Raw genomic sequence first — 21226 nt, 5'->3', positions numbered from 1 at the left:
GCTTATTAGCGTAAATGTTGCTGAAAAAATGTCACAGACATAGCGTACATTTGCATTGCCAGATCCGCATCGTATCTGTCACCTTCATCCCGCATAAAGGCATGTTGGGCATTGACTTCATGCCATGAAAAGTCATTTTGGTTTTGACTCAATGTTTGGTGAATAAGTACGCGGCCCTCTGCTGAAACATGAGGGTCCTGTTTTCCAAAAACTAAAGTTAATGGGCATTTGATTGTATGGCTCATAGTTAACGAGTCGTTACCGTCTGTGCAGGGCAGGGTATTAGAGTGAATGTCGGTAGGATATAAACAAAAAGCAGCGCCTATGTTAGCATTTAACGCTGCCCTAAAAGCTAAATGGCCACCAATACACACGCCCATCGCACCCACATGTCCTGTGCAATAAGCTTGTGCTTTAACGAAATCGAGCAGGGCTTGGGTATCAGAGTCGTGATCTTCTAAAGGCTTAGTAAATTTGTCAGCGTTACCTTTGTCTTTACCTGCATCATCATAGGCGAGTACTGTGCCCATTGGATTTAACTCATGAAATATCTCTGGCACTAACACCACAAATCCGTATGCCGCTAAAATTTGCGCACTTCGAGTAATGGGCGCTGTTTCTTGAAAAATCTCTGAATAAAAAATAATGGCTGGATATTGTTTGTCATCCAAAGGGCGAAATATCGAAGTTCGCATAGTGCCTGTGGGAGTGGTTAAATCTTGCAGGTGCTTCTGAATAAGCATAGCTTTTCCTTTAAATTTGTTAAATATCTGAGCAGTTATTGGTTAGCCTATTGTAATACATTCGGTTGCCTTAGTCTGCGTTGCTGACTTTGTGTTGATAAGATAGATCATTTTGGCGGTTTGTTTCAGTCTTTTGTTTTGCTAGATTACGGCACAATTATTTTACAATTATTAGGAAGAAAAATTATGTTTGATGTAAATCACTATTTTGATAATAAAGTGACCTCTATTGCGTTCCAAACTGCCACTTTACCGGCGACTGTTGGTGTCATGTCGATTGGTGAATATGAGTTTGGTACTAGCCAGTTTGAAACAATGTCAGTAGTAAGTGGTGCCTTAACCGTTAAGTTACCTGAAAGCAATGAGTGGACTACCTATAATGCTGGCGAAAGCTTTACTGTTGAAGCGAATAAAAGCTTCAACGTAAAAGTAGCAGTAGAAACTGCTTATTTATGTACATACGGTAAATAACGGACTAAATTTTTACTATAAAGTGATGCTGACAATCAATGAATAAGACAGTCAAGAAGTTAGATAATAATGTTATCAAGGCCCTTACCATTGTTTGTGAATCGGCTAAAGCTGATATTGCTGGATTTGAGTGGTTAACACATACTGCTAACTACTCAAACTTTCCTGCCAGTTTACTAGTGACTTGTGTATTTGATAACAACCAATCCTTATTTGATGCGCAAAAAAATCAACAAGAACTTGCTATACGTAAGATGGTGCAACAGCAATTATTAAAAGTCGGTGTGTTGATTAAAAATGCTAAATATCAAGTATGTTTTGATACTGAAGAAGCCTGTTTAGCCGAACATAATGGCGATTGGAAACTTAGGCTTTAATCACATATATAAACAGGTTTCCCCTTAACTAAAATTAAATATTTCATAATATACTGATCAATTTCTCTATAGCCGCATAGGTAACAAAAATATCATTATTAAAATAAATGACCGTTATTACCTAGCAAAATTAATCACTGAGTCAAAATAGCCGATTTAGCTTTGTTAATTATAGCGTCTGATAAATGCTTGAACGCACCTTTTAGCAAAACCCATCGGTGCCAATACAAAGTGCGAGTTAAAGATTGATTGGGTAGTAAGTCAACCAACTGGCCATCCTCTAGCTCTTTTTGTATCTGTAATTTAGGTATTAGGCAATATGCTAACCCTTTTAGGGCAAAATTTACAAAGGCCTCTGATGAGCGCACTGTATGACAAGGATAACTACCTCCTGGTAAGTCAAATTTTTCTTTAATAAACCTTATGTGCATATCATCATTTTGGTCATAGGCTGCCGCAGGTGCTCGTTTTAAGTTATCCATAGTTATACCATTTGGGAAGTAACTTTTTTTAAATAATGGAGATGCGACTAACAAATAGTGCATATCACCTAATTTATCTAAGGTACATCCTGGCAACGGTTTATCTTGGCTGCTTATTGCCCCAAATACTTCGCCATTTTTTAAATATTGAATTGTATTATTTTCATCAGCGATGAGTAAATTTAAGGCTATTTTATGTTTATGGGTAACATCACCTAGAGCTTCAATTAACCAAGTTGCTAAGCTATCCGCATTCGTTGCCATATTAATACTAATTGTCTCATTGATGTTTTGTGCTTCTATTTCGGGTAGCACAGCTTGCTCTAACAAACATACCTGCTGATAGTGGGCTAGTAGCTTTTTACCTATGTAGGTGGCAGTTAAGGGGTGTTTGCGGATGACAACTGGCTGGCCAATAGATTGCTCTAGTAATTTGATACGTTGTGATACAGCAGATTGAGTGACGCACAGTTCATTTGCTGCTTTTTCAAAACTCTGTTGGGTGATTAATACGCTGAGGGCATGAAGTAATTTATAATCCAACATTATTAGAATTTCTTATCATTGATTAAGTTTATTAATTATACTTAATTTAAAGTGGAAGTATAATCGCTTCATTATTTTTTGGAGATAACTATGTTGTTCGCAGTAGTTCAAGGTTTTTTTCTGGGGTTAAGTATGATTTTGCCCTTAGGTGCACAAAACTCCCATGTGCTCAATCATGGAATTAAACAGAATCATCACTTATTAGTTGCGTCAATCTGTATTGTTTGTGATGTGTTGTTAATTGCTTTAGGGGTTTTTGGCGCGGCTAAGTTACTGGCTAATTCACCTCAGCTTGTTTGGCTTATATCTTGGGCTGGAATTATTTTTTTATTAAGTTATGCCGCATTATCCTTTCGAAGTGCATGGCGAAATTCTTATCACAAAAGTGAAATTAATGGTTATGGAACTAAGAAAACGACTGTAATAACAACCACCTTGGCGATAACTTTACTCAATCCCCATGTTTATTTAGATACAGTCGTTATTTTAGGCAGTGTAGGTGAACAATTTGTTGGTCATGACAAAGTAGCTTTTGCAGTAGGTACTATGTTGGCGTCAATTATTTGGTTTTATAGTTTGGCTGGGGCAGCAGCCAAACTTTCACCTTGGTTAAATCGACCTAAGGTGCAGCGCATTATCGATACGATTGTGGCGCTAATAATGTGTATGATTGCCTATATGTTGTTTTCAAGCTTATAGCTCCATGCTAAAGCCATTAGTGACTTAATAATGGCTCAAGCATCGACTCTAAACCATTCACTTTCACTTCATGGATCAAGGCTAGCTGTTGGCCTAATTTCCCTTCGGGGAAACCTTTATTGTTAAACCACACCAAATAAGGTTCAGGCAAATGTAAAAGTTTCCTACCGGCATATTTACCAAAAGGCATAGTTTGATTAATGGCTTCTAAGAGTGCTTGCTTATCCATCTTGCCCATCCCGTGATTGATGATTTTGTTGGGTGTCCCATAACTTTTTATAAGCACCGTTTTGCATTAACAAGGTGTGATGATTGCCTTGCTCTAATATCTTACCTTTGTCTAATACAATAATTTTATCAGCATCGACTATGGTAGATAAACGGTGGGCGATGACTAAGCTTGAATGACCTTGAGATACTTCTTTAATGGCTTTTAAAATGGCCTGTTCTGATTGGCTGTCTAAAGATGACGTGGCTTCATCGAAGACTAATATTTGTGGTTTTTTTAGTATCGTCCTTGCAATGGCGACTCTTTGTTTTTCACCACCAGATAGCTTTAGACCCCGCTCTCCGACTTTTGTACTAGTGCCATCGGGCAGAGAGTTAACAAAGTTTCTTAAATGCGCCATATCAATTGCTTGTTGTACGTCAGCATCCGAGGCGTCGGTTCGACCATAACGTATGTTTTCTAAAATAGTATCGTTAAATAACACTGTATCTTGGGGCACTATGCCAATGGTTTTGCGCAAAGAGTCTTGATTTACAGACTTAATATCTTGGCCGTCTATGGTTATTGTTCCTTGACTGGTATCGTAAAACCTAAACAGGAGTTTAACTAAGGTTGACTTACCTGAACCACTTTCGCCTACCACTGCAACTTTTTGACCGGGTAATATCTCAAAAATAATATCTTGTAAAATCGTACGCTCAGCATGATAAGCAAAGTTGACATGTGAGAACTTAACTCGGCCTTGGTCGATTTTTAAGTGTTTATTGTTGTTATTAATAGGCACTGTATTTTTTCTCGCGAGAAGATTAAACAGATTCTCGATATTGGCTAATGAACCGCGGATTTCTCGATAAACGAACCCTAAAAAATTCAGAGGCATAAAAATCTGCATGGTAAAGGCGTTAATTAGTACAAAATCACCTATTGTCATGTCTCCATTGGCCACATGATAAGCTGCTAACGCCATCATACTGGTCATAGATAGGGCTATAATAGAGGCCTGACCACCATTTAAAGCAAACAAAGATAGGCGGTTTTTGCGTCTGGCTTTTTCCCAGCCGGCTAAATCAGTATCGTAACGATCCGCTTCGTATTCTTCGTTATTGAAATATTTAACTGTTTCGTAGTTAAGCAAGCTATCAATTGCTCGTGAGCTACTGCTGGAATCAGCTTGATTGACTTGCCTGACATATTGGGTTCGCCAGTTAGTCGCTTTAATAGAAAAACCTACATAACTGACCACAGACGCTAAAATAATTAACGCAAAACTTATTCCGTAGTTATAAAACAAGACACCGATAACAGCGGTTATTTCAAACAGGGTAGGGCCAATGTTAAATACCAAAAAGCGCATCAAAAAGCTAATACCGCTGGTACCACGTTCAATATCTCGAGAAAGGCCACCAGTTTGTCTATTTAAATGAAAATCGAGATCTAACTCGTGTAGATGTTTAAATACTTTTAAGCCCAAGCGACGCATCGCTCGCTCGGTAACTCGGCCAAATAGAGTGTCTCTAATTTCACCAAATATAACATTGGCCAATCTTAACAGCCCGTATGCTGCGACTAGGCCAAAAGGTACAAGTAATAAGGCATTATCTGACTGGGGGGTATTGAGGGTGTCAACCGTGTGTTTGAGAATAAAGGGTAAATAAATGCTAGCGATTTTAGCGGCAATAAGAAACAAAATCGCTAAACTGACTCTGAGTTTAAACTCAGTTAAGTAAGGTAAAAGTTGAGTGAATATCCGCCAGTTAACTGGGGTGTCGATGTCTTGATTAGAATGGCTAGGGCGCATGAAATATCATTTACTTATAGTGTGGGAAGTGAAGAAAATTGAGCAAAATTAGCTCGCAGATGTACAAACGAAGATATTTAGTCATTAATGCAAACTTTTAATATCTATAAAACACATCGATTTCTTCCTGCTTTTTTGGCTTTATATAATTTTGTATCAGCAGCAGTAATAGCATGATCTATATCATCTGTTACTTGAAACTGGTGAATGCCCATACTGACAGTGATCTGAAAGGTGCCTTTTTGTGATTCAAAAAGTGTTGATTCGATTTTTTTACGCAGTTTTTCTGCTAATAACAAAGCTTGTTTACCTGTGGTGACCGGTAATAAAAACAAATACTCTTCGCCACCCCATCTAGCTAATGAGTCTTGTTTTCTTAATTCAGAACTAAACAATTCAGCTACTGTTTTGATAACCTCATCACCTTTGTCATGTCCATACTTATCATTGACAATTTTGAAATGATCTATATCACACATAATGACTGCCATGTCCGACTGTTCTCGTTTACTTCTGGCATATTCTTTTTCTATGTTGGCAATCATGCCACGTCTATTTTGTAAACCTGAAAGTGAATCGTGCATCGCCTGTTGTTCAAACTGTTTACTGATTTTCATGACTGTGGCATATGAATTACGCCGAGCGGCTTCGTATACACCAAACAAAAAGCTTACTGTCATAAAAGAAAATATCAGTCGTGACTTAAATTCGGGGCTGTATGCCACATTAATCAATAAAGGATCTTTTAGAAAAAGTTGAATACTGATAATGATGATAAAAATGAATAAGTTTCGAATACCTTTACGTAAACCACCAAAAAATAACACCACAGGAGGGACGACATATATCCATAAAGGGCCGGTTCCATCCACACCTCCTGCATAAATTAAATAAATCATTAACAGCATTAGAGATAAAGTGAGCAAATTAGCTGAAATTCTGTATGGAGAATAAAACCAATTATTTCGAATTATTAGGTGAGCATAAAAAAAGAGAAAACTGATTGACAGTAACATTATGCCTAAATAAATATTACTGTTAGTACAGGCTATGACACCAAAAATTAATGTTAACAGGCTACCAACGGTACTAAATATATTGGCAACTACGATCTTTTGATTGGATTCAGGATCGTTATTATCCTTAACGCCTGTTTTTAAATATTCGACTAATAAATCTCTATATTTCATAGATGTTCTTATTTAAGTAAAAAACTTGTGTCAGACTCAACTAGTTTGGCTGTTAATGTGACTAAATTTCTTAATTGTAATACTGAGTGAGTAAAACCATCTTCAACTAATTCTAGCTCAAAATAAAAGCCTTTATTAATAATGCCCTGATGATTTTTCTTATTGTAGATTGAATATACGCCAGAAACGACAGCCTTTGAACTACCTGTGCTGTGAAAATGCTCAAGTTCTATCAATATGTGCGTTTTTGCAGTGTTTGCAGCAACAGATTTTTTAGAACGGAAGTTATAATGACTATTATTATTTAAATCTTGTATTAATGCTTTGTGGAAGTCGCTAGATAAATCTTCAGCCCACATGTTTGTTGGAGAATAATAGAGTTGATGTTTATCAAGCTGTATGACTAAATTTGTGGGTTTTAGATAATCTGCAACCATAATTGGCAGTAGTATTATGGTTTCCAGTTTTTCTTTAGCAATAAAATCAACAGGTTTATTTGCTGTATATAAATTGTAATAACGCACATCTAAAGGTTGGGATGTACAACTAACTAATAGATAAAAACTAAATAACAGAATTATAACTTTCATCTTAATCAGCTACTCCTCTTTTATTTTTTTGTTTTGCTTTGGGAAATAGCCCAGCAGGACGACTTCCTGTAAAGATTAGACTGTTTGGCGTGTTGTTAAGTTGCAACAATATAGGTCTAAGCTCTTTCATGGTTTGTTGTAGATCTGTCATGGTTTGATTAATTCGTTGATTGGTTTCAGAGTCTTCTGAATATGAACGAGTTAACGCGTTAATACTTTCTAAGGTTAAGCTCATCTTATGGGCTACTCTTTCTTGTTCAACACGGCTGAGTAAAGTATCTATATTTGTACCTGTTAGTTGCAAAGACTCGGCAGCTTTAGTTATTTGCAACAACATTTTATTCGTGTTTTCAGATAAATCTTGAAGTTTTAGAGCATTAATATTATCTAAAATCGAAGAAACCTTGTCGGTAATTTGGGAAAACTCGTCTGATACAAAGGGGAGTACTTTTAAATCATCTATTTCTGTGTTTTTTATCGTCGCTAAATTATCATAATGTTGTAAGTCGACAAATAAAGAACCAGTTAATATATTGCCTGTTTTTAACGTCGCTCTAAGTCCTTTTGTTATCCAATGGTCTATTTGTTGGTGCACAAACTTTAATCCTTCGTCATCATCTGACTCGCCAACTCTACCTGGTTGAATACCGATTAGAATTGGGATGTCGTAGCTATCTTCAAGCAGTCCTTGATGACTTGATAAAGGTATATTTATAGCCAGTACCTTGCCAATCACCAAACCTCTATATTCCACTGGTGCACCAACTTGTAAACCTCTAACCGTATCTTCGACTAATAGAATGTATTTAGCGTTATGTACAAAACGTTCTTCGGCTGCCAATTCATATGAGGAATGAATATCAAAGTAGGAACGTTCAGTAATGATTTCACCAGCAGGCATTTTGTCAGGCACACCAAAGGTAACCCCATTGGTTAATATAGTTTCAATACTCCCTGTATTTACTTTTACTCCATTGGCATTGAGTTCCATTTGGAACCCACTGATATCCCAAAATTTAGTATTGGTTGTAATTAATTCATGGTAGGGGGCTTTAATAAAGGTATTGTAATAGACAATTCTTTCATCAAAATTGAAGTGGATATCTTCAAATTCACCTACTTGAATACCTTTATAAATAACAGGGTCTCCTTTTTTATAAGCAAATTCACTATTGCTGTTTAAAGTCACGTGTAAACCTGGGGTGACGGGAGGGGCGGCTAGGGCAACAAATTCAACACTTGACTGGGAGCTTAAGCCTAGTTCCATATTAATGTAGGGGCCGGATAATATTGTACCTAAACCGGATACCCCGCTTAAGGTGATTCTTGGTGAAACGATCCAAAACTGATTATCGGCATGTAATATAGATTCAACGTTACTGTTCAATCTAGCAGTAACCAATACACCTTCTAAGTCAGAAGTTAATTCTATTGTTTTGACTATGCCTATGTCTACATCACGGGTTTTTATTTTTGTTTTTCCCGCTTCTAATCCTGTGGCCGTAGCAAACTCTATAATAATTAATGGACCTTGATTGCTCCACTGGTGATAGACCATCCAAAGTCCAATCAATAAGGCCGCTATTGGAAATAGCCAAATTTTTGAAATAGTTCTAACAGGTTGTATAACCGCGTCAGTAGCCGCTGTTGTTTCAATAGCCATTTATTGATTAACCCTTATCACTTTAGTTTGTGTATGTTGCCATATTAGCTTTGAATCAAAAGTCATGGCCGCTAGCATGGTGGTTATGACTACACCACAAAATGCTATTGCTGCGTGGCCAGGCATTATATTCATGATATTACCTAATTGAATCAAGCTGACTAAGATTGCCACAACAAAAACATCTATCATGGACCACCGACCAATAAACTCAGTTATGCGATAGTAAAACATTCTTTCTTGCAAATTATGTTGTTGCTGAGTTTGAACTGAATAGTTTAACCAGCAAAGAATAACTAATTTGGCTAATGGAACCATGACACTTGCGAAGAATATGATAATAGCGATAGGGTAGGAGCCCATTTGCCACAAAATAACTACACCACCTAAAATTGTACTCGATTGGCTATCACCTAAAACATTGGTGTACATTATCGGTAGAGTGTTGGCTGGAATATATAACAATATGGATGTAGCGATTAAAGCCCAAGTTGTCTGAATACTTTGCGATGGGGGGGCGGGCATCTTCGTTTGGTTTTCGGATAAATTAATCATCTGTTTGAGTTGGTATTTATCTACATATAATAAACAAATAGTCATGAAAATAATAAACAAGACATATGCATAAAACGATAAACCAATATCAATATCGGCTATCGACATAATTTTAATCAAACTTATTAATACTCCAATGAGGAAAACTTCTGCCATTGCCCAAGGCAGCAATTTAAATATAGCATTTAATATCAGACGGGCTTTAGGTGGCGAATAGCCAAAATGGATAGGTATCAGTAAATAAAGCAAAGATAATAGTATGCAAGCCGGAAGAATTAACATAAAAATCGCTTCTATCAAGGCAAGTAATGCATAATCTTGTTCAACTAATATTATAAAACTGCCTAATAATTCGATGGATTGGGATTGACCATTAGCACTAAAAGACAAAAATTTGAAACTAAGTGCCGCGACTAAAAAAATTAAAGCGCAAAGGGCTAGAGCAATTATTTTCTGTCCAGCATTATCATGGTAAGTGGTTAAGTTAAATCTACATCTTGGACATAGGGCCGCTTGTTTATGACGAAGTGGAGGTACATTTACTAAATAATCACATTGGTGACAATATATTTGCTGACTAGTTGGAGAGGGGTTGTTTGATACTGACACGTTACCCCCTAAATAATATTAATTAATCACAGTTAATGCATAGCTAACTTACTTCTTTTTGGGTGAAAGATCTTTGTTTTTAATGGTTAACTTTAATTTTCTTAGTAGTTTCGTATCTATATTTTTGTTTGCAGCAAGATAACCTGTTAATTCTAATTCCGGAATCGCTATGACATATTCGGCCAAGTTTGTTGGTAATGAATATTTAGCAAGCATACTATCGATTAATTCTGGGGATTCGACTATAAAATCTACTTTGTTTTTTAGTAATAATTGCCAAGAACAACCAATATCTGAACATATAATTAAATGTTTCCCTTCTTCTAAACCCTGTTCTATCGCCCAGTGATGAGCAATGTCATCTCGCTGTACTGCAAGGACAAAGTTTGACAATTGATTTAAATTCTTTATCTTCAAGTCAGCTCTTGCACTCATTGCAACTAAACCAAATTTATAGTGAGCAACAGGAAATAACCAATGAAATAATTCACTGCGCTGCGTTGTTTTAGCCATCGAATAAATTAGGGTGTTGGGTTCATTTAGAGCTTTAGCATAAGCTCTTGCCCAAGGGTACATGTCAAATGATGCTGGGATCTCAGCTGCAGACAAAATATCTTTCACTAGTTGTGTTGCCGAACCAGATACTTGGTTTTTTGTTATTGTTTGATAAGGTGGAGATAACTCAGTCACGACTTGCAGTGATTCATTTTCAGCCAAACAATTTGCTGAAAATGATAAAATGCCTAAAACTAAATAACGAGTAAAAAAAGATATTAAACAACAGTGCATTGTAGAGAAAATTTATAATTTTTAAATTGTCGCTATGATAATAAATTGTTATCTATTTTACCAATTTAACCCAAGTTAGTTTTACTAAAACCATTATTTATCTAATCAAAACTTGTGATAATAGACTGTATAATTCACTATAGGTCACAATAACTTATAATTAATCCTTTGCCTGTTTTTAAGTCCTAAAATGTTTCTAAAAATAATACCTGCCTTTATTTTCCTGTTTATTATCAGCTTTGATATTAATGCTGAAAAGGTGCATATTGCAGTTGCGTCTAATTTTACTCAAACAATGAAAGTGTTAGTAAAAGAATTCGAAACAAACTCAGAGCATACAGTCAGTTTATCTTTTGCTTCGTCGGGTAAATTATATGCACAAATTAAGCATGGAGCTCCTTTTGATGTGTTTTTTTCTGCGGATTCAGATAAACCTTTATTACTTGAAAAAGAGGGGCTAATAGTAACGGGAAGTCGGTTTACTTATGCTTTAGGTCAGTTGATTTTATGGTCTAATAAGCATGATAAATTATTAAATATTAAACAAAAGTTAATGCAAGGGAACTTCACTAAATTAGCGATTGCCAACCCTAGACTTGCCCCATATGGTTTAGCTGCACAACAAACAATTGAAAATCTAGGCTTAACAGAACAAACCTTACCGAAGTGGGTTCAAGGAGAGAATATTATGCAAACGTTGCATTTTATTAGCTCAGGAAATGCTGAATTAGGTTTTGTTGCCTTGTCCCAATTAAAGGATCCAAAAGCTTTGTCCGAGTTTAGTATCTGGCTTGTTCCCGCTGCTTTGTATCAACCAATTCGCCAAGATCTGGTGTGGTTAAATCGAGCTAAACATAATCCGGCTGCAGATGAATTTATGCAATTTATCCATTCTGCTAAAGCGTCTTCTATTATTGCTACTAGTGGCTATAAAATAGCTAAAGATAGTCAGTTGGATACTGATTTATGAATTTAACCCATGATGACTTACAAACTATTTGGTTAACTATACAATTAGCCAGCACAGTAACCAGTTTGTTACTGGTAGTCGGTACTCCTTTGGCATGGTGGTTAGCAAAAACCTCATCTTGGTTAAAAGGCCCCATTTCTGCTGTTGTTGCTTTACCGTTAGTCTTGCCGCCAACTGTTTTAGGTTTTTATTTGTTAATGACAATGGGGCCAAATGGTGTAGTGGGGCAATTCACTGAGTCATTAGGATTAGGCACACTACCTTTTACATTTTGGGGATTAGTGATTGCCTCTATGGTTTATTCGTTACCCTTTGTTGTACAACCCATTCAAAATTCTATTGAAGCCATAGGTAATAGACCGTTAGAGGTTGCCGCTACATTGAGAGCTGGGCCTATAGACCGATTCTTCAGTGTGGTTATACCATTAGCCAAACCTGGGTTTATTACGGCGGCGGTATTAGGTTTTGCTCATACTGTTGGCGAATTCGGTATTGTATTAATGATCGGGGGTAATATTACTGGAGAGACAAAAGTGGTGTCTGTACAAATATATGATCATGTTGAAGCTCTCGATTATTTAAAGGCCCATTCATTATCTGCAGTTATGCTTATTTTTTCTTTTACGGTTTTGTTAGCACTTTATTGTTTTAAAAAAGATGCCAGTGCTTTAACAGTGTGGGATGGCAAATGAAAATTGACTTACATTATGAAAAATTCACAAATAATCGTTAAATTTACATTAGGTGAAGATAAACCGTTTTTAGATATAGATGTCAGCATCCCTTGTCAGGGAGTTACCGCTGTAATAGGTGACTCTGGTTCCGGGAAAACATCTTTTTTACGTTGTATTGCCGGCCTAGAAAAAGCAAAAAATGGTTATTGTTCAGTTAATGGAGATATTTGGCAGGATAATCACACTTTTGTGGCTACCCATAAAAGAGATATTGGTTATGTATTTCAAGAAGCTAGTCTGTTTTCTCATCTTAGTGCGAGACAAAATCTTGCTTACGGACAAAAACGTTCTTTATACAAACATAAGCAAAGTTTTTTCGATAAGGTGATTAATGTATTGGGTGTTGAAGCTGCGCTTGATCAATACCCTCAACAACTTTCTGGTGGAGAACGTCAGCGTATTGCGATCGCGAGAGCGATATTGATGCAACCAAAACTGTTACTGATGGATGAGCCTTTAGCGTCCTTAGATAAAAGTAGAAAACAAGAAATTCTACCTTATTTAGAGCGGCTTGTTATTGAGTTTAAACTACCTATTTTGTATGTCACACATGCAATAGATGAAGTAATACGTTTGGCTGACTATATAGTTGTTTTAAAACAAGGATGCTTAGAAGCAAAAGGTTCTGTGAGTGAATTATTTTCACGTATAGATTTACCATTTGGTATGTCTGAAGAAGTGGGAGTTGTGATTGAATGTAAAGTGATCGAACATGAGCGAAATTGGGATTTGGTTCGCTTCGCATTTGATGGTGGTGTTTTATATGCAACTGATAATCAATATGTACTAGGTGAGAATTTACGTATCAGGGTTTTATCTAGCGATATCAGTATTAGTATTAGCCGCCCTGCGGATTTAAGCGTACTTAACGTCTTTGAATGCAGTGTATTAGCACTTTCAGATGCTCAGCATCCTGCAATGCAATTAGTGACTTTAAAAGTAGGGAATAGCCGATTGATCGCGAGTGTTACAAAAAAATCTGTGCAACAACTAAAGCTTTGTATTAATTCTCGGGTATGGGCATTAATCAAATCTGTCGCTATTGTTCGTTAAGTCCACAATAAATATAAGCCGTTGTCTAGCGAGGTAAATACAATGAGTTAGTTTAGTGATGTATTTGTTTTAGATGAAAAGCTCAGCTTAAATTAATAACTTTATACAGTTTTATCATCATAAAACGATTTTTATATTTTACTTATGCTTGGTTGTTTTTCATATTTGAGATGTTAATATGCTTAACAATAATATTAACCAATGCTTTCAATCTATTAACGTAGATTTTAACAAATTATATAGTGCTTATTATGACGATAGTCTCTTTTTTACTTTTTACACTTTTTGCTGCTGGCCTTACCTGGTATTTAACTCGAAATTACGAAAATAAAAGTAGCGAAGGCTACTTTTTGGGTGGCAGAAGTTTAACCTTCCCAATTATTGCAGGCTCTCTTCTGCTGACCAATTTATCAACCGAACAAATGGTTGGTTTAAATGGTTCTGCTTATAAAAACGGCTTAAGTGTAATGGCTTGGGAAGTTATTGCAGTGCTTGCTTTAGTATTAATGGCCGCATATTTTTTACCTAAGTTTTTACGTTCAGGTATCACCACTGTTCCTCAATTTCTAGAGCAACGTTTTGACGGACGTACGCAAACATTAGCTAACTCAATTTTTCTTGCCGCTTATGCTTTCTTGTTAATTCCTATTGTTTTATACAGTGGCGCCAAAGGCCTAATTAACATGATGGATTTACATAATCTAACAGGCATTGAAAGTGAGTTCACTTTATTAACCGTTACCTGTATCGGAATTGGCCTAGCTGGCATGATGTACTCGAGATTTGGCGGCCTTCGCACATTAGCTGTACTTGATACCATTAATGGCATTGGTTTATTGATTGGTGGCTTCATGATTGCAGCATTTGCACTATATGTATTAGGTGGGGATGGCGGGATCATGGGCGGTTGGGATACTCTAAATACAGTTCACCCTGAGCGTATGGATTCAACAGGCGCTGAAGGATTAGATTCTGAAGTACCGTTTTCAACAATCTTCACAGGGGTTGCTTTACTTAATTTGTTTTATTGGTGTACTAACCAGCAAATTATCCAACGTACATTTGGAGCAAGTAGTTTAGCTGAAGGTCAGAAAGGTGTGCTGTTGACCGGAGCATTAAAATTACTTGGGCCTATTTATTTAGTATTGCCAGGCTTAGTTGCTTATCATTTATACTTTGGTCAAGGTGTAAGTAACGATGACGCTTACGGTAAATTGGTTGCTGATGTCCTTCCTGCTCAATTAACAGGCTTTTTTGCCGCAGTAATGGTTGGCGCTATTTTAAGTTCATTTAACGCTGCGCTTAATTCTACCTCTGCGTTATTCTCGATAGGATTATACAAGCATGTGATAAACCCAACGGCCAGTGATGAACAAACGGTTAAAACCGCGAAACTATTCGTCACAATCATTGCCATTGCAGCTATGTTTGGTGCGCCGTTATTATCTAAAACATCAAGTATTTTCAGTTACTTACAAACTATGAATGGTATTTATGCTATTCCAATCTTTTCAGTAGTTGTAATGGGAATGCTAAACAAACGAGTCCCTTCTGTAGCCGCTTTTTACTCTATGGTAATAGGGTTGGTTGTCATGATCGGGTTATTAATCGTGTACCCAGCTTTAAATGAAGGTGCCAATACCTCACAGTTGACAGGTATTAGTAATTTTCACACTATGGGTATTGTATTTGGTGTTTTAATGTTAATTATGTTTGTTGGCTCTAAAGTTGCTCCACGGGAAGTTGAGTGGGAAATTACTACCAATACACCAATTGACATGACACCTTGGAAAGGCACTAAAATAGCAAGTATTATCCTTGTTATTGCTGTTGTGGCAATCTACGCAGCATTTTCTAAGTAAAACTTAAGTTTGTTATTTATCAGGGTTAACAATTTGTTAGCCCTTTTTTATGGAGAAAATTATGTTGAAAATATTTACTAGGATCCGAATGCTTGTTTTAGTTACTTGCTTATTAAGTACTAGTAGCTTTGCAGAACAGTTTAAAGTGCTTTTGTTTACAAAGTCTGCCGCTTGGCATCATAAGTCAGTGAATGAAGGCGTAGACGCAATTAAATTAATTGCCCAAAATCACCATTTTGAAGTGGTATGGCATGAAGATGCCAATCAGTTCAAACCTGAAAATCTCAAGCAATATCAAGCTGTTATATTTTTACAAACGACAGGTGATATTCTTAATGATCAACAACAAGCGGCATTAAAAGGCTTTATTCAAGCGGGTAATGGTTTTGTGGGTATTCACAGCGCCAGTGATACTGAATATGGCTGGCCCTGGTTTGGTAAATTAGTGGGAAGACGTTTCCATATTCACCCTCAGATACAAACTGCACGTATGTCTGTTATTAATAATAGTTTTCCTGGGTTAGAGTATTTTCCAGAATCAGGTTTATGGACTGAAGAGTGGTACGAATTTGGTGAAGAATTGAGCCCTAACTTACAATATATATTGTCAGTAGATGAGTCTACCTATGATCCTAAGGTACAGTGGGGAGACAAGATCGGTAAAGGTTTAGGCGATTTTCATCCGGTTGCTTGGTATCAAAATATCGAAGGGGGCCGTTCGTTTTACACTGCTTTGGGGCATATGCCCGCTACTTATAGTAATAAAGCCTTTCAAGAACATATTTTTGGTGGAATTTACTGGGCTGCAACAGGTAAAGGCATGAAAAAATAGTGTGATTTCATATCATCAATAAGATAAAAAAATACCGGATTGGATCCGGTATTTTTGATTTAAGAGACGGTTTTGTTATTTTTCTTTATAATTTAAGCCAACATTAATGACTTGTGTTAATGCTTCTTTAGGGCTTGCATCTCGATTAAATAGCAGTGGATAATTTGTTCGACCTGATACCGGCCAGCTATTAAGCCAAGAGTCTGCATCTGTTACTCCCCAAAACGTCACTCTATCGATATTTTTATGGTGTTTAAGAAACATACCAAATATAGCGGCATATCTTGCACCTAAAGCTTTATCTGCGCTGGCAGGGAAATTTCCGTCTGGATACGGATTATTTTCTTTATTCGCAACTCGCTTTTTAATATCTACATTTGCGCCCCATAAGTTTTCGCGGCCTAAATAGTCAATATCTAGTTCAGTAATATGCAGTTGCAAACCAGTAGCAGCCAATGCGGTAAAATTAGCATCGATTTCTGCTAAACTAGGACTGGTCATTGACCAGTGACCTTGAATACCAATTGCATCGATTGGAATGTTTCTCGCTTTAAAATCATTAACCATTTTGATAACTGTGTCTACACGGCCCTTACGAGTCATGCCATAGTCGTTGTAAATTTTTGTTGAGCCAGCGGGTAACTCCTCATTAGCAATAATAAACGCTTGTTCTATGAAATCGTCACCAATGATTTTATTGTAAAGTGAGCGGCGTAAACTGCCGTCATCCTCAATTGCTTCATTTACCACATCCCATACTTTTATTTTATCGCCAAAATTCTCGGCCATAAACTTTGCTCTTTCTCGCATTCTTTGTAATAGAGCTTCTCGCGTTAGAAGGTTGCCTTCACTGTCTTTAAACACCCAATCTGGAGTCTGACTATGCCAAAACAAAACATGTCCTACAGGCGTAATTCCATTGTTATGGGTGAAATTGGCAAAATTCTTTGGCCCAGTTAAGTTATAGACATTTGGCTCAGGATTAAATGGTCCCCATTTAAATGAGTTATCCATAGTGGCAGAAGAAAAGTGATCTTTTACTATTTGAGTATTGGCTAGGGAATGGTCGGCTACCATGTCGTTGTTCATGGTTGCACCTATTAAAAATTTACCTGCGTAGGCATCTTTCAGACTCATTTCAGAGGCCGTATATTCAGATTTCATGTTACATGATGAGGTCATTAAAGTGATTAATGACATAGCTATAATATTTCTTTTTATGTTTGATGATGGCTTGTTGTACATACTTCAATTCTCTTTTTTCAAGTGGAATTCAGTATAACAAGGGGATGAATTCCGTCATCTGCTTTGAGAAATAAAGTAATACCTTTAACTAATTGTTAAAAAAAACGGTATTTTTTTGTTGCGCAAAAAAAAACGGCCTCAAATGAGGCCGATTTTTAAGGTCGGTAGGTTAATACCAACCACCATGTTGAACGGTTTGAAACCTAGGATTAGCTAAGTCTTTGCTCAATTAGATACGATCTTTTAATACAGCGGCAATAGGGGAATTCGCTAGGCCATTTTCGGCGGCCCATGCAGTAATAGTTTTTCCATCATTTTCTGGTGCACTTAAGTCACTTTTAGGCATTTTTTTCACCATTAAGGTACCTGTTTCTACTGCATTGTTAAGCATAGCGGTGCGAATTAAGCTGTTACCACCACAAGAAACACCTGAATAATAATCTTTAATACGTAGGCTAAAGTCAGATTGCACACGTTTCATTTTTTTACGTAGTTCGCCTTTATCGTCTGCTTTAACGATAGTGCAAATATTTTGTAATGCTTCGCCAACATCAGCTTGTGCGTTGCCAGCAAAGATTAAAGAAGTAGTCGCGATTACGATAGATGTTTTAACTATTTTCAACATGGTTAAATTCTCTCTGTTAAATGAATGTAATTTATTTTGAAACTTGACTCAGATGGGAGTTGCCGTTTCGATAGATGTATTAAACACCCATTTAGTTGAATAAAAAATCTACAGGTCGATACTTAGGTATCAGTCTCAATAACTAACTTATCCTCTTAGCGAATGAATTTAGGTAAGCTCCCTAACTAAAAATTAATTAGAAATTTTATTTTGTTTATGTAGGAAGCGAAGGCCGATCCTTTTATGATAAATATGTATCAAGTGATTAACGCGAGGGGATTGTGATGCAACAAAAAACTGAAGCACAAATTATAAAGCAGTTAAATTTACTTAATCAGTCATCTGACAATCAAAATGAATGGTCTTATATTGATGGAAAATTAGTCAAAACGTTCAAGTTTGTAAGTTTTGAGGACGCCTTGAGTTGGATGAATGATGTAGCAATATATATTGAACAGTTAAACCATCATCCTGAATGGTTAAATATTTATAATAAAGTAGAGGTTAAATTAATCACTCATCAAGTGAATGGGGTTACTAGTTTAGACTTTGACCTAGCAGAAATTATGCAAGATCTTGTTTGATAATATTCATTATTCTCGGGATTGGTTGATTAAAATACAAAACCTGTATGTTAATTAAACATAAAGATTTTTTTCTCACTTTTATGCTAAATATTTGCAAGTTAACCTTGCGCCACAGTAATGGCTATGTATAATACGCCCTCCTTTGAGAGAGGGGCCGAAATAAGCCACTAACTTAAAAGAAAATTCAGGCGCGGGATGGAGCAGTCTGGTAGCTCGTCGGGCTCATAACCCGAAGGTCGTAGGTTCAAATCCTGCTCCCGCAACCACTTGAATTTTCAACAGTTTCAAAGGACGATTTCAGACGCGGGATGGAGCAGTCTGGTAGCTCGTCGGGCTCATAACCCGAAGGTCGTAGGTTCAAATCCTGCTCCCGCAACCATATATTAAGACCTACTCATTTGAGTAGGTCTTTTTGTTTGTGCCGCTTAAAAAGTATGTTTATCCAATCCCGATTTATACCTTAATTTATTTCATAAATAACTTCACTGTGCGCTGTTAGCTCAGTTCAAACAGTATTCCTTATAGCCATGATATTCATCTTACTCAAAGTGGAATTATCGGTTTTTACCTATTGCTAACCTCCACAATATATTTTGGTTTCTTATATTTAATTGTACTTCTTTTTTTCGGCGGTACTTTTTTGGTTGTAGGGTTTTTGTGTTTCGTATGTTAAATTTTGTTGCTATTATGAAACGGAATTGTAAGTTGAATAACAATTTGTCCATAAGAACAGGGGTTGTTATTAATTAATAATTATTGATTAATGCAAGTTAAAGCTAAATAACAAGATCACTGTAAATAAATGTGTGGGTTTGATTATGTATAAAATGCCTCTTTTGTTTTTCGCTTGCTTGTCTGCATGCTTAACTAGCATTGCGCAAGAAAACCTTAAAGCTGATGTGTTTGGGCTAACTACGTTAGCTAATCTTGATACTCACGTTTCCTACACAAAGGCATTTACTAATTCTACTTCATACTTTTCATCGTTTACAGATTACCTTGAGCCAACGGTTTTTAGCAGTGAAATTACTTATGCTGGTAGTACTGCCAATGAGTCTTATGTAATGAGGATCGGCAAGGGTGGGCAAATATATTCTTTAACCAGCGCTTTTGGTGAATCGGTTCCTCCACAACATGACAATAACAGCGATGATAATGGTGGACTGACGCTGCGACCCTTTATTGATGAAGTGTGGCAAATGGTTGCTGTAGATGGAACACTAAACGATCGTGATGGTGATAAGTATTTCATTCACCAGGCTGGGGTTTATGTACAACACTCTGAAGGGCAAATTGAACCTTTTTATTCACCTATGTTGGCTGAATATTTTAATTCTAGTGATAACTCACTTACCGTTGTGAACTGGGGACAGCAAGCTCATACATCGGATAACGCTGATATTCTTCATGATGCCAGTGTAATGTATTACACCAAGTACACTAACCTTGGCAAAGGTATTATCCAAGTTGATAATATGATGTATAACTTTGGTCCTGATACTATGAATCATCTGAATGTGCCATGGGGTGGGGTTAGAAATTCAACATTAGGTAATTTCTTTGTATCGAACTCTGATAATACTTATTCAGCAAGTCCTGGGCAATGGGGCTCGGTAAGTACCATTCAAGTTGAGAATACTGGAGGATGGGCTGCTTTTTCGTCAGCAGAAGACGGTACCGGGCCAACATTGGGATTAGTTTTTACTAATGACGAACTAGCGGCAAATGGGATTATTAATTGGGGGCGAGTAGGTAGTAGCACAAACCCAAGAGATTATTTTGTTTTCACTATGATTAAACAACCCTACGACGATATTGATTTTGGTGAATCAATGCAGTTTCGTCACTATTATGTGGTTGGAGCCAGTGTCAATGATGTTAAATCTAAAATTGATACCTATAACTTAAACGATGAAGTATTTGATGTAGGCACAACAACTGTTAAAAGTGATGCAGTAGATATTCATTATCTTATTAGCCAATCAGGAAATATCATTTCTGCGGAATTCAGTACAAGTGCTGAAGCAAACTTCACTATCAAAGCAACGCCTTATGAAAATAGTTATCCCTTAGCTTTAATTACTGGTAATGACGGTTCAGCAGTTATCACCACCAATTTATATCATTATGGAACAGAGCCATTTCGCAGTGCTACAAGCAACTGGAAATTATTAGGTTATGTGGATGCAAAAACAATTGTAAATACCATATATGCAACGATTGATGCTGGTGATAGTTATACTTTTGTCGATGGTTCGACACAAACAAATATAACTGCTAATACTTTTTATAAGTCCAATAGTCAGAGTGTGATTGAGGATACGAATTTTAATGTCATTACTTACACCTACCTAACTGTGACTGCAGAAGAACCTGTTGAAGTCCCTGTTGTGCCGATTGAAGAGCCGGATCAACCTGTAGTCGAAAGCGATTCTAAATCTAGTGGTGGGGCATTGTCATTGATAGCGTTAATACTTCTGTTCATGTTTATATGCCAGCGGCGCTTCGTATGTCATTTGTTTAACAAGGCAATGTTCTGCAATAAATAGTTCAATAAGAAATAATTCTGAATAAAAA

Annotated in this window: 21 protein-coding genes and 2 tRNA genes; 12 read left to right on the top strand and 11 right to left on the bottom strand. The window is 36.6% G+C overall.

The annotated features are described in order from the left end of the window. Positions 1 to 5: 5 nt before the first annotated feature. Positions 6 to 743, bottom strand: a complete 738-nt coding sequence (locus tag GQR87_RS12210; protein ID WP_158969673.1) for a dienelactone hydrolase family protein — start codon at positions 741 to 743, stop codon at positions 6 to 8. 186 nt (positions 744 to 929) lie between these two features. Here GQR87_RS12210 and GQR87_RS12205 point away from each other — a divergent pair, with 186 nt between their 5' ends. Further along, positions 930 to 1214, top strand: coding sequence for a pyrimidine/purine nucleoside phosphorylase (locus GQR87_RS12205; protein ID WP_158969671.1), 285 nt, complete (start codon positions 930 to 932; stop codon positions 1212 to 1214). A gap of 38 nt (positions 1215 to 1252) precedes the next feature. After that, positions 1253 to 1591 (top strand): Fis family transcriptional regulator, encoded by a 339-nt coding sequence (locus tag GQR87_RS12200; RefSeq protein WP_158969670.1) that lies wholly within the window; start codon positions 1253 to 1255, stop codon positions 1589 to 1591. Between the two features lie 134 nt (positions 1592 to 1725). Here GQR87_RS12200 and GQR87_RS12195 read toward each other — a convergent pair whose 3' ends face one another. Next, entirely contained in the window at positions 1726 to 2619 is an 894-nt protein-coding gene (locus GQR87_RS12195) for a LysR family transcriptional regulator ArgP (RefSeq protein WP_233267255.1), read from the bottom strand. A gap of 90 nt (positions 2620 to 2709) precedes the next feature. Here GQR87_RS12195 and GQR87_RS12190 point away from each other — a divergent pair, with 90 nt between their 5' ends. Continuing rightward, the gene (locus GQR87_RS12190; protein ID WP_158969668.1) at positions 2710 to 3318 is read left to right on the top strand and encodes a LysE/ArgO family amino acid transporter; all 609 of its coding nucleotides are present in this window, start codon (positions 2710 to 2712) and stop codon (positions 3316 to 3318) included. Between the two features lie 16 nt (positions 3319 to 3334). On the opposite strand, the gene GQR87_RS12185 is transcribed toward GQR87_RS12190, so the two are convergent. The 7 genes from GQR87_RS12185 to GQR87_RS12155 form a co-directional block, all read right to left on the bottom strand. Next, on the bottom strand, positions 3335 to 3547 hold the full coding sequence (locus GQR87_RS12185) for a DUF3820 family protein (RefSeq protein WP_199271613.1): 213 nt from the start codon (positions 3545 to 3547) through the stop codon (positions 3335 to 3337). After that, positions 3540 to 5345, bottom strand: coding sequence for an ABC transporter ATP-binding protein/permease (locus GQR87_RS12180; protein ID WP_158969664.1), 1806 nt, complete (start codon positions 5343 to 5345; stop codon positions 3540 to 3542). Before GQR87_RS12180 ends, GQR87_RS12185 begins: the two co-directional genes overlap by 8 nt. Positions 5346 to 5449: 104 nt before the next feature. Then, a complete protein-coding gene (locus GQR87_RS12175; RefSeq protein ID WP_158969662.1) occupies positions 5450 to 6535 on the bottom strand; it encodes a GGDEF domain-containing protein in 1086 nt (361 codons plus the stop codon). Positions 6536 to 6543: 8 nt separating this feature from the next. After that, positions 6544 to 7125 (bottom strand): membrane integrity-associated transporter subunit PqiC, encoded by a 582-nt coding sequence (locus GQR87_RS12170; protein WP_158969660.1) that lies wholly within the window; start codon positions 7123 to 7125, stop codon positions 6544 to 6546. 1 nt (position 7126) lies between these two features. After that, a complete protein-coding gene (gene pqiB / locus GQR87_RS12165; RefSeq protein WP_158969658.1) occupies positions 7127 to 8788 on the bottom strand; it encodes an intermembrane transport protein PqiB in 1662 nt (553 codons plus the stop codon). Beyond that, entirely contained in the window at positions 8789 to 9952 is a 1164-nt protein-coding gene (locus GQR87_RS12160) for a paraquat-inducible protein A (RefSeq protein ID WP_158969656.1), read from the bottom strand. Positions 9953 to 10000: 48 nt separating this feature from the next. Then, on the bottom strand, positions 10001 to 10669 hold the full coding sequence (locus tag GQR87_RS12155; RefSeq protein WP_158969654.1) for an ABC transporter substrate-binding protein: 669 nt from the start codon (positions 10667 to 10669) through the stop codon (positions 10001 to 10003). Between the two features lie 262 nt (positions 10670 to 10931). On the opposite strand from GQR87_RS12155, the gene modA reads away from it, so the two are divergent. From modA to GQR87_RS12130, 5 genes are all read left to right on the top strand, one after another. Next, positions 10932 to 11711, top strand: a complete 780-nt coding sequence (gene modA / locus GQR87_RS12150) for a molybdate ABC transporter substrate-binding protein (RefSeq protein WP_158969652.1) — start codon at positions 10932 to 10934, stop codon at positions 11709 to 11711. Then, entirely contained in the window at positions 11708 to 12403 is a 696-nt protein-coding gene (modB, locus tag GQR87_RS12145; RefSeq protein ID WP_158969650.1) for a molybdate ABC transporter permease subunit, read from the top strand. The genes modA and modB overlap by 4 nt, the downstream gene beginning before the upstream one ends. A gap of 15 nt (positions 12404 to 12418) precedes the next feature. Beyond that, positions 12419 to 13498 (top strand): molybdenum ABC transporter ATP-binding protein, encoded by a 1080-nt coding sequence (modC, locus tag GQR87_RS12140; RefSeq protein WP_158969648.1) that lies wholly within the window; start codon positions 12419 to 12421, stop codon positions 13496 to 13498. Between the two features lie 251 nt (positions 13499 to 13749). Then, positions 13750 to 15360 (top strand): solute:sodium symporter family transporter, encoded by a 1611-nt coding sequence (locus GQR87_RS12135; RefSeq protein ID WP_233267254.1) that lies wholly within the window; start codon positions 13750 to 13752, stop codon positions 15358 to 15360. Between the two features lie 61 nt (positions 15361 to 15421). Further along, positions 15422 to 16192 (top strand): ThuA domain-containing protein, encoded by a 771-nt coding sequence (locus GQR87_RS12130; protein ID WP_158969644.1) that lies wholly within the window; start codon positions 15422 to 15424, stop codon positions 16190 to 16192. A 75-nt stretch (positions 16193 to 16267) separates the two neighbouring features. Here the strand turns inward: GQR87_RS12130 and GQR87_RS12125 are convergent, their stop codons facing one another. Continuing rightward, positions 16268 to 17392 carry an endo-1,4-beta-xylanase gene (locus GQR87_RS12125; RefSeq protein WP_158969642.1) on the bottom strand — a complete coding sequence of 375 codons (1125 nt, stop codon included), beginning with the start codon at positions 17390 to 17392 and terminating at the stop codon, positions 16268 to 16270. A gap of 274 nt (positions 17393 to 17666) precedes the next feature. Next, entirely contained in the window at positions 17667 to 18062 is a 396-nt protein-coding gene (locus tag GQR87_RS12120; RefSeq protein WP_158969640.1) for a DUF3718 domain-containing protein, read from the bottom strand. Between the two features lie 284 nt (positions 18063 to 18346). Between GQR87_RS12120 and GQR87_RS12115 the strand changes: the two genes are divergently transcribed. The 4 genes from GQR87_RS12115 to GQR87_RS12100 all read left to right on the top strand — a co-directional run bounded on the left by GQR87_RS12115 (position 18347) and on the right by GQR87_RS12100 (position 21198). Then, entirely contained in the window at positions 18347 to 18646 is a 300-nt protein-coding gene (locus GQR87_RS12115; protein WP_158969638.1) for a 4a-hydroxytetrahydrobiopterin dehydratase, read from the top strand. Positions 18647 to 18838: 192 nt separating this feature from the next. Beyond that, positions 18839 to 18915 (top strand) — tRNA-Met (locus GQR87_RS12110). 36 nt (positions 18916 to 18951) lie between these two features. Continuing rightward, a tRNA-Met gene (locus GQR87_RS12105) sits at positions 18952 to 19028 on the top strand. A gap of 439 nt (positions 19029 to 19467) precedes the next feature. Next, positions 19468 to 21198: a hypothetical protein gene (locus GQR87_RS12100; RefSeq protein WP_158969636.1), complete on the top strand. Its 1731-nt coding sequence runs from the start codon at positions 19468 to 19470 to the stop codon at positions 21196 to 21198. Positions 21199 to 21226 lie beyond the last annotated feature (28 nt).

It is taken from the genome of Paraglaciecola sp. L3A3, from assembly GCF_009796765.1.
GTDB lineage: Bacteria > Pseudomonadota > Gammaproteobacteria > Enterobacterales > Alteromonadaceae > Paraglaciecola.
Note: the sequence above shows the minus strand (reverse complement) of the source record. Positions and strands in the feature narration are given on the sequence as shown.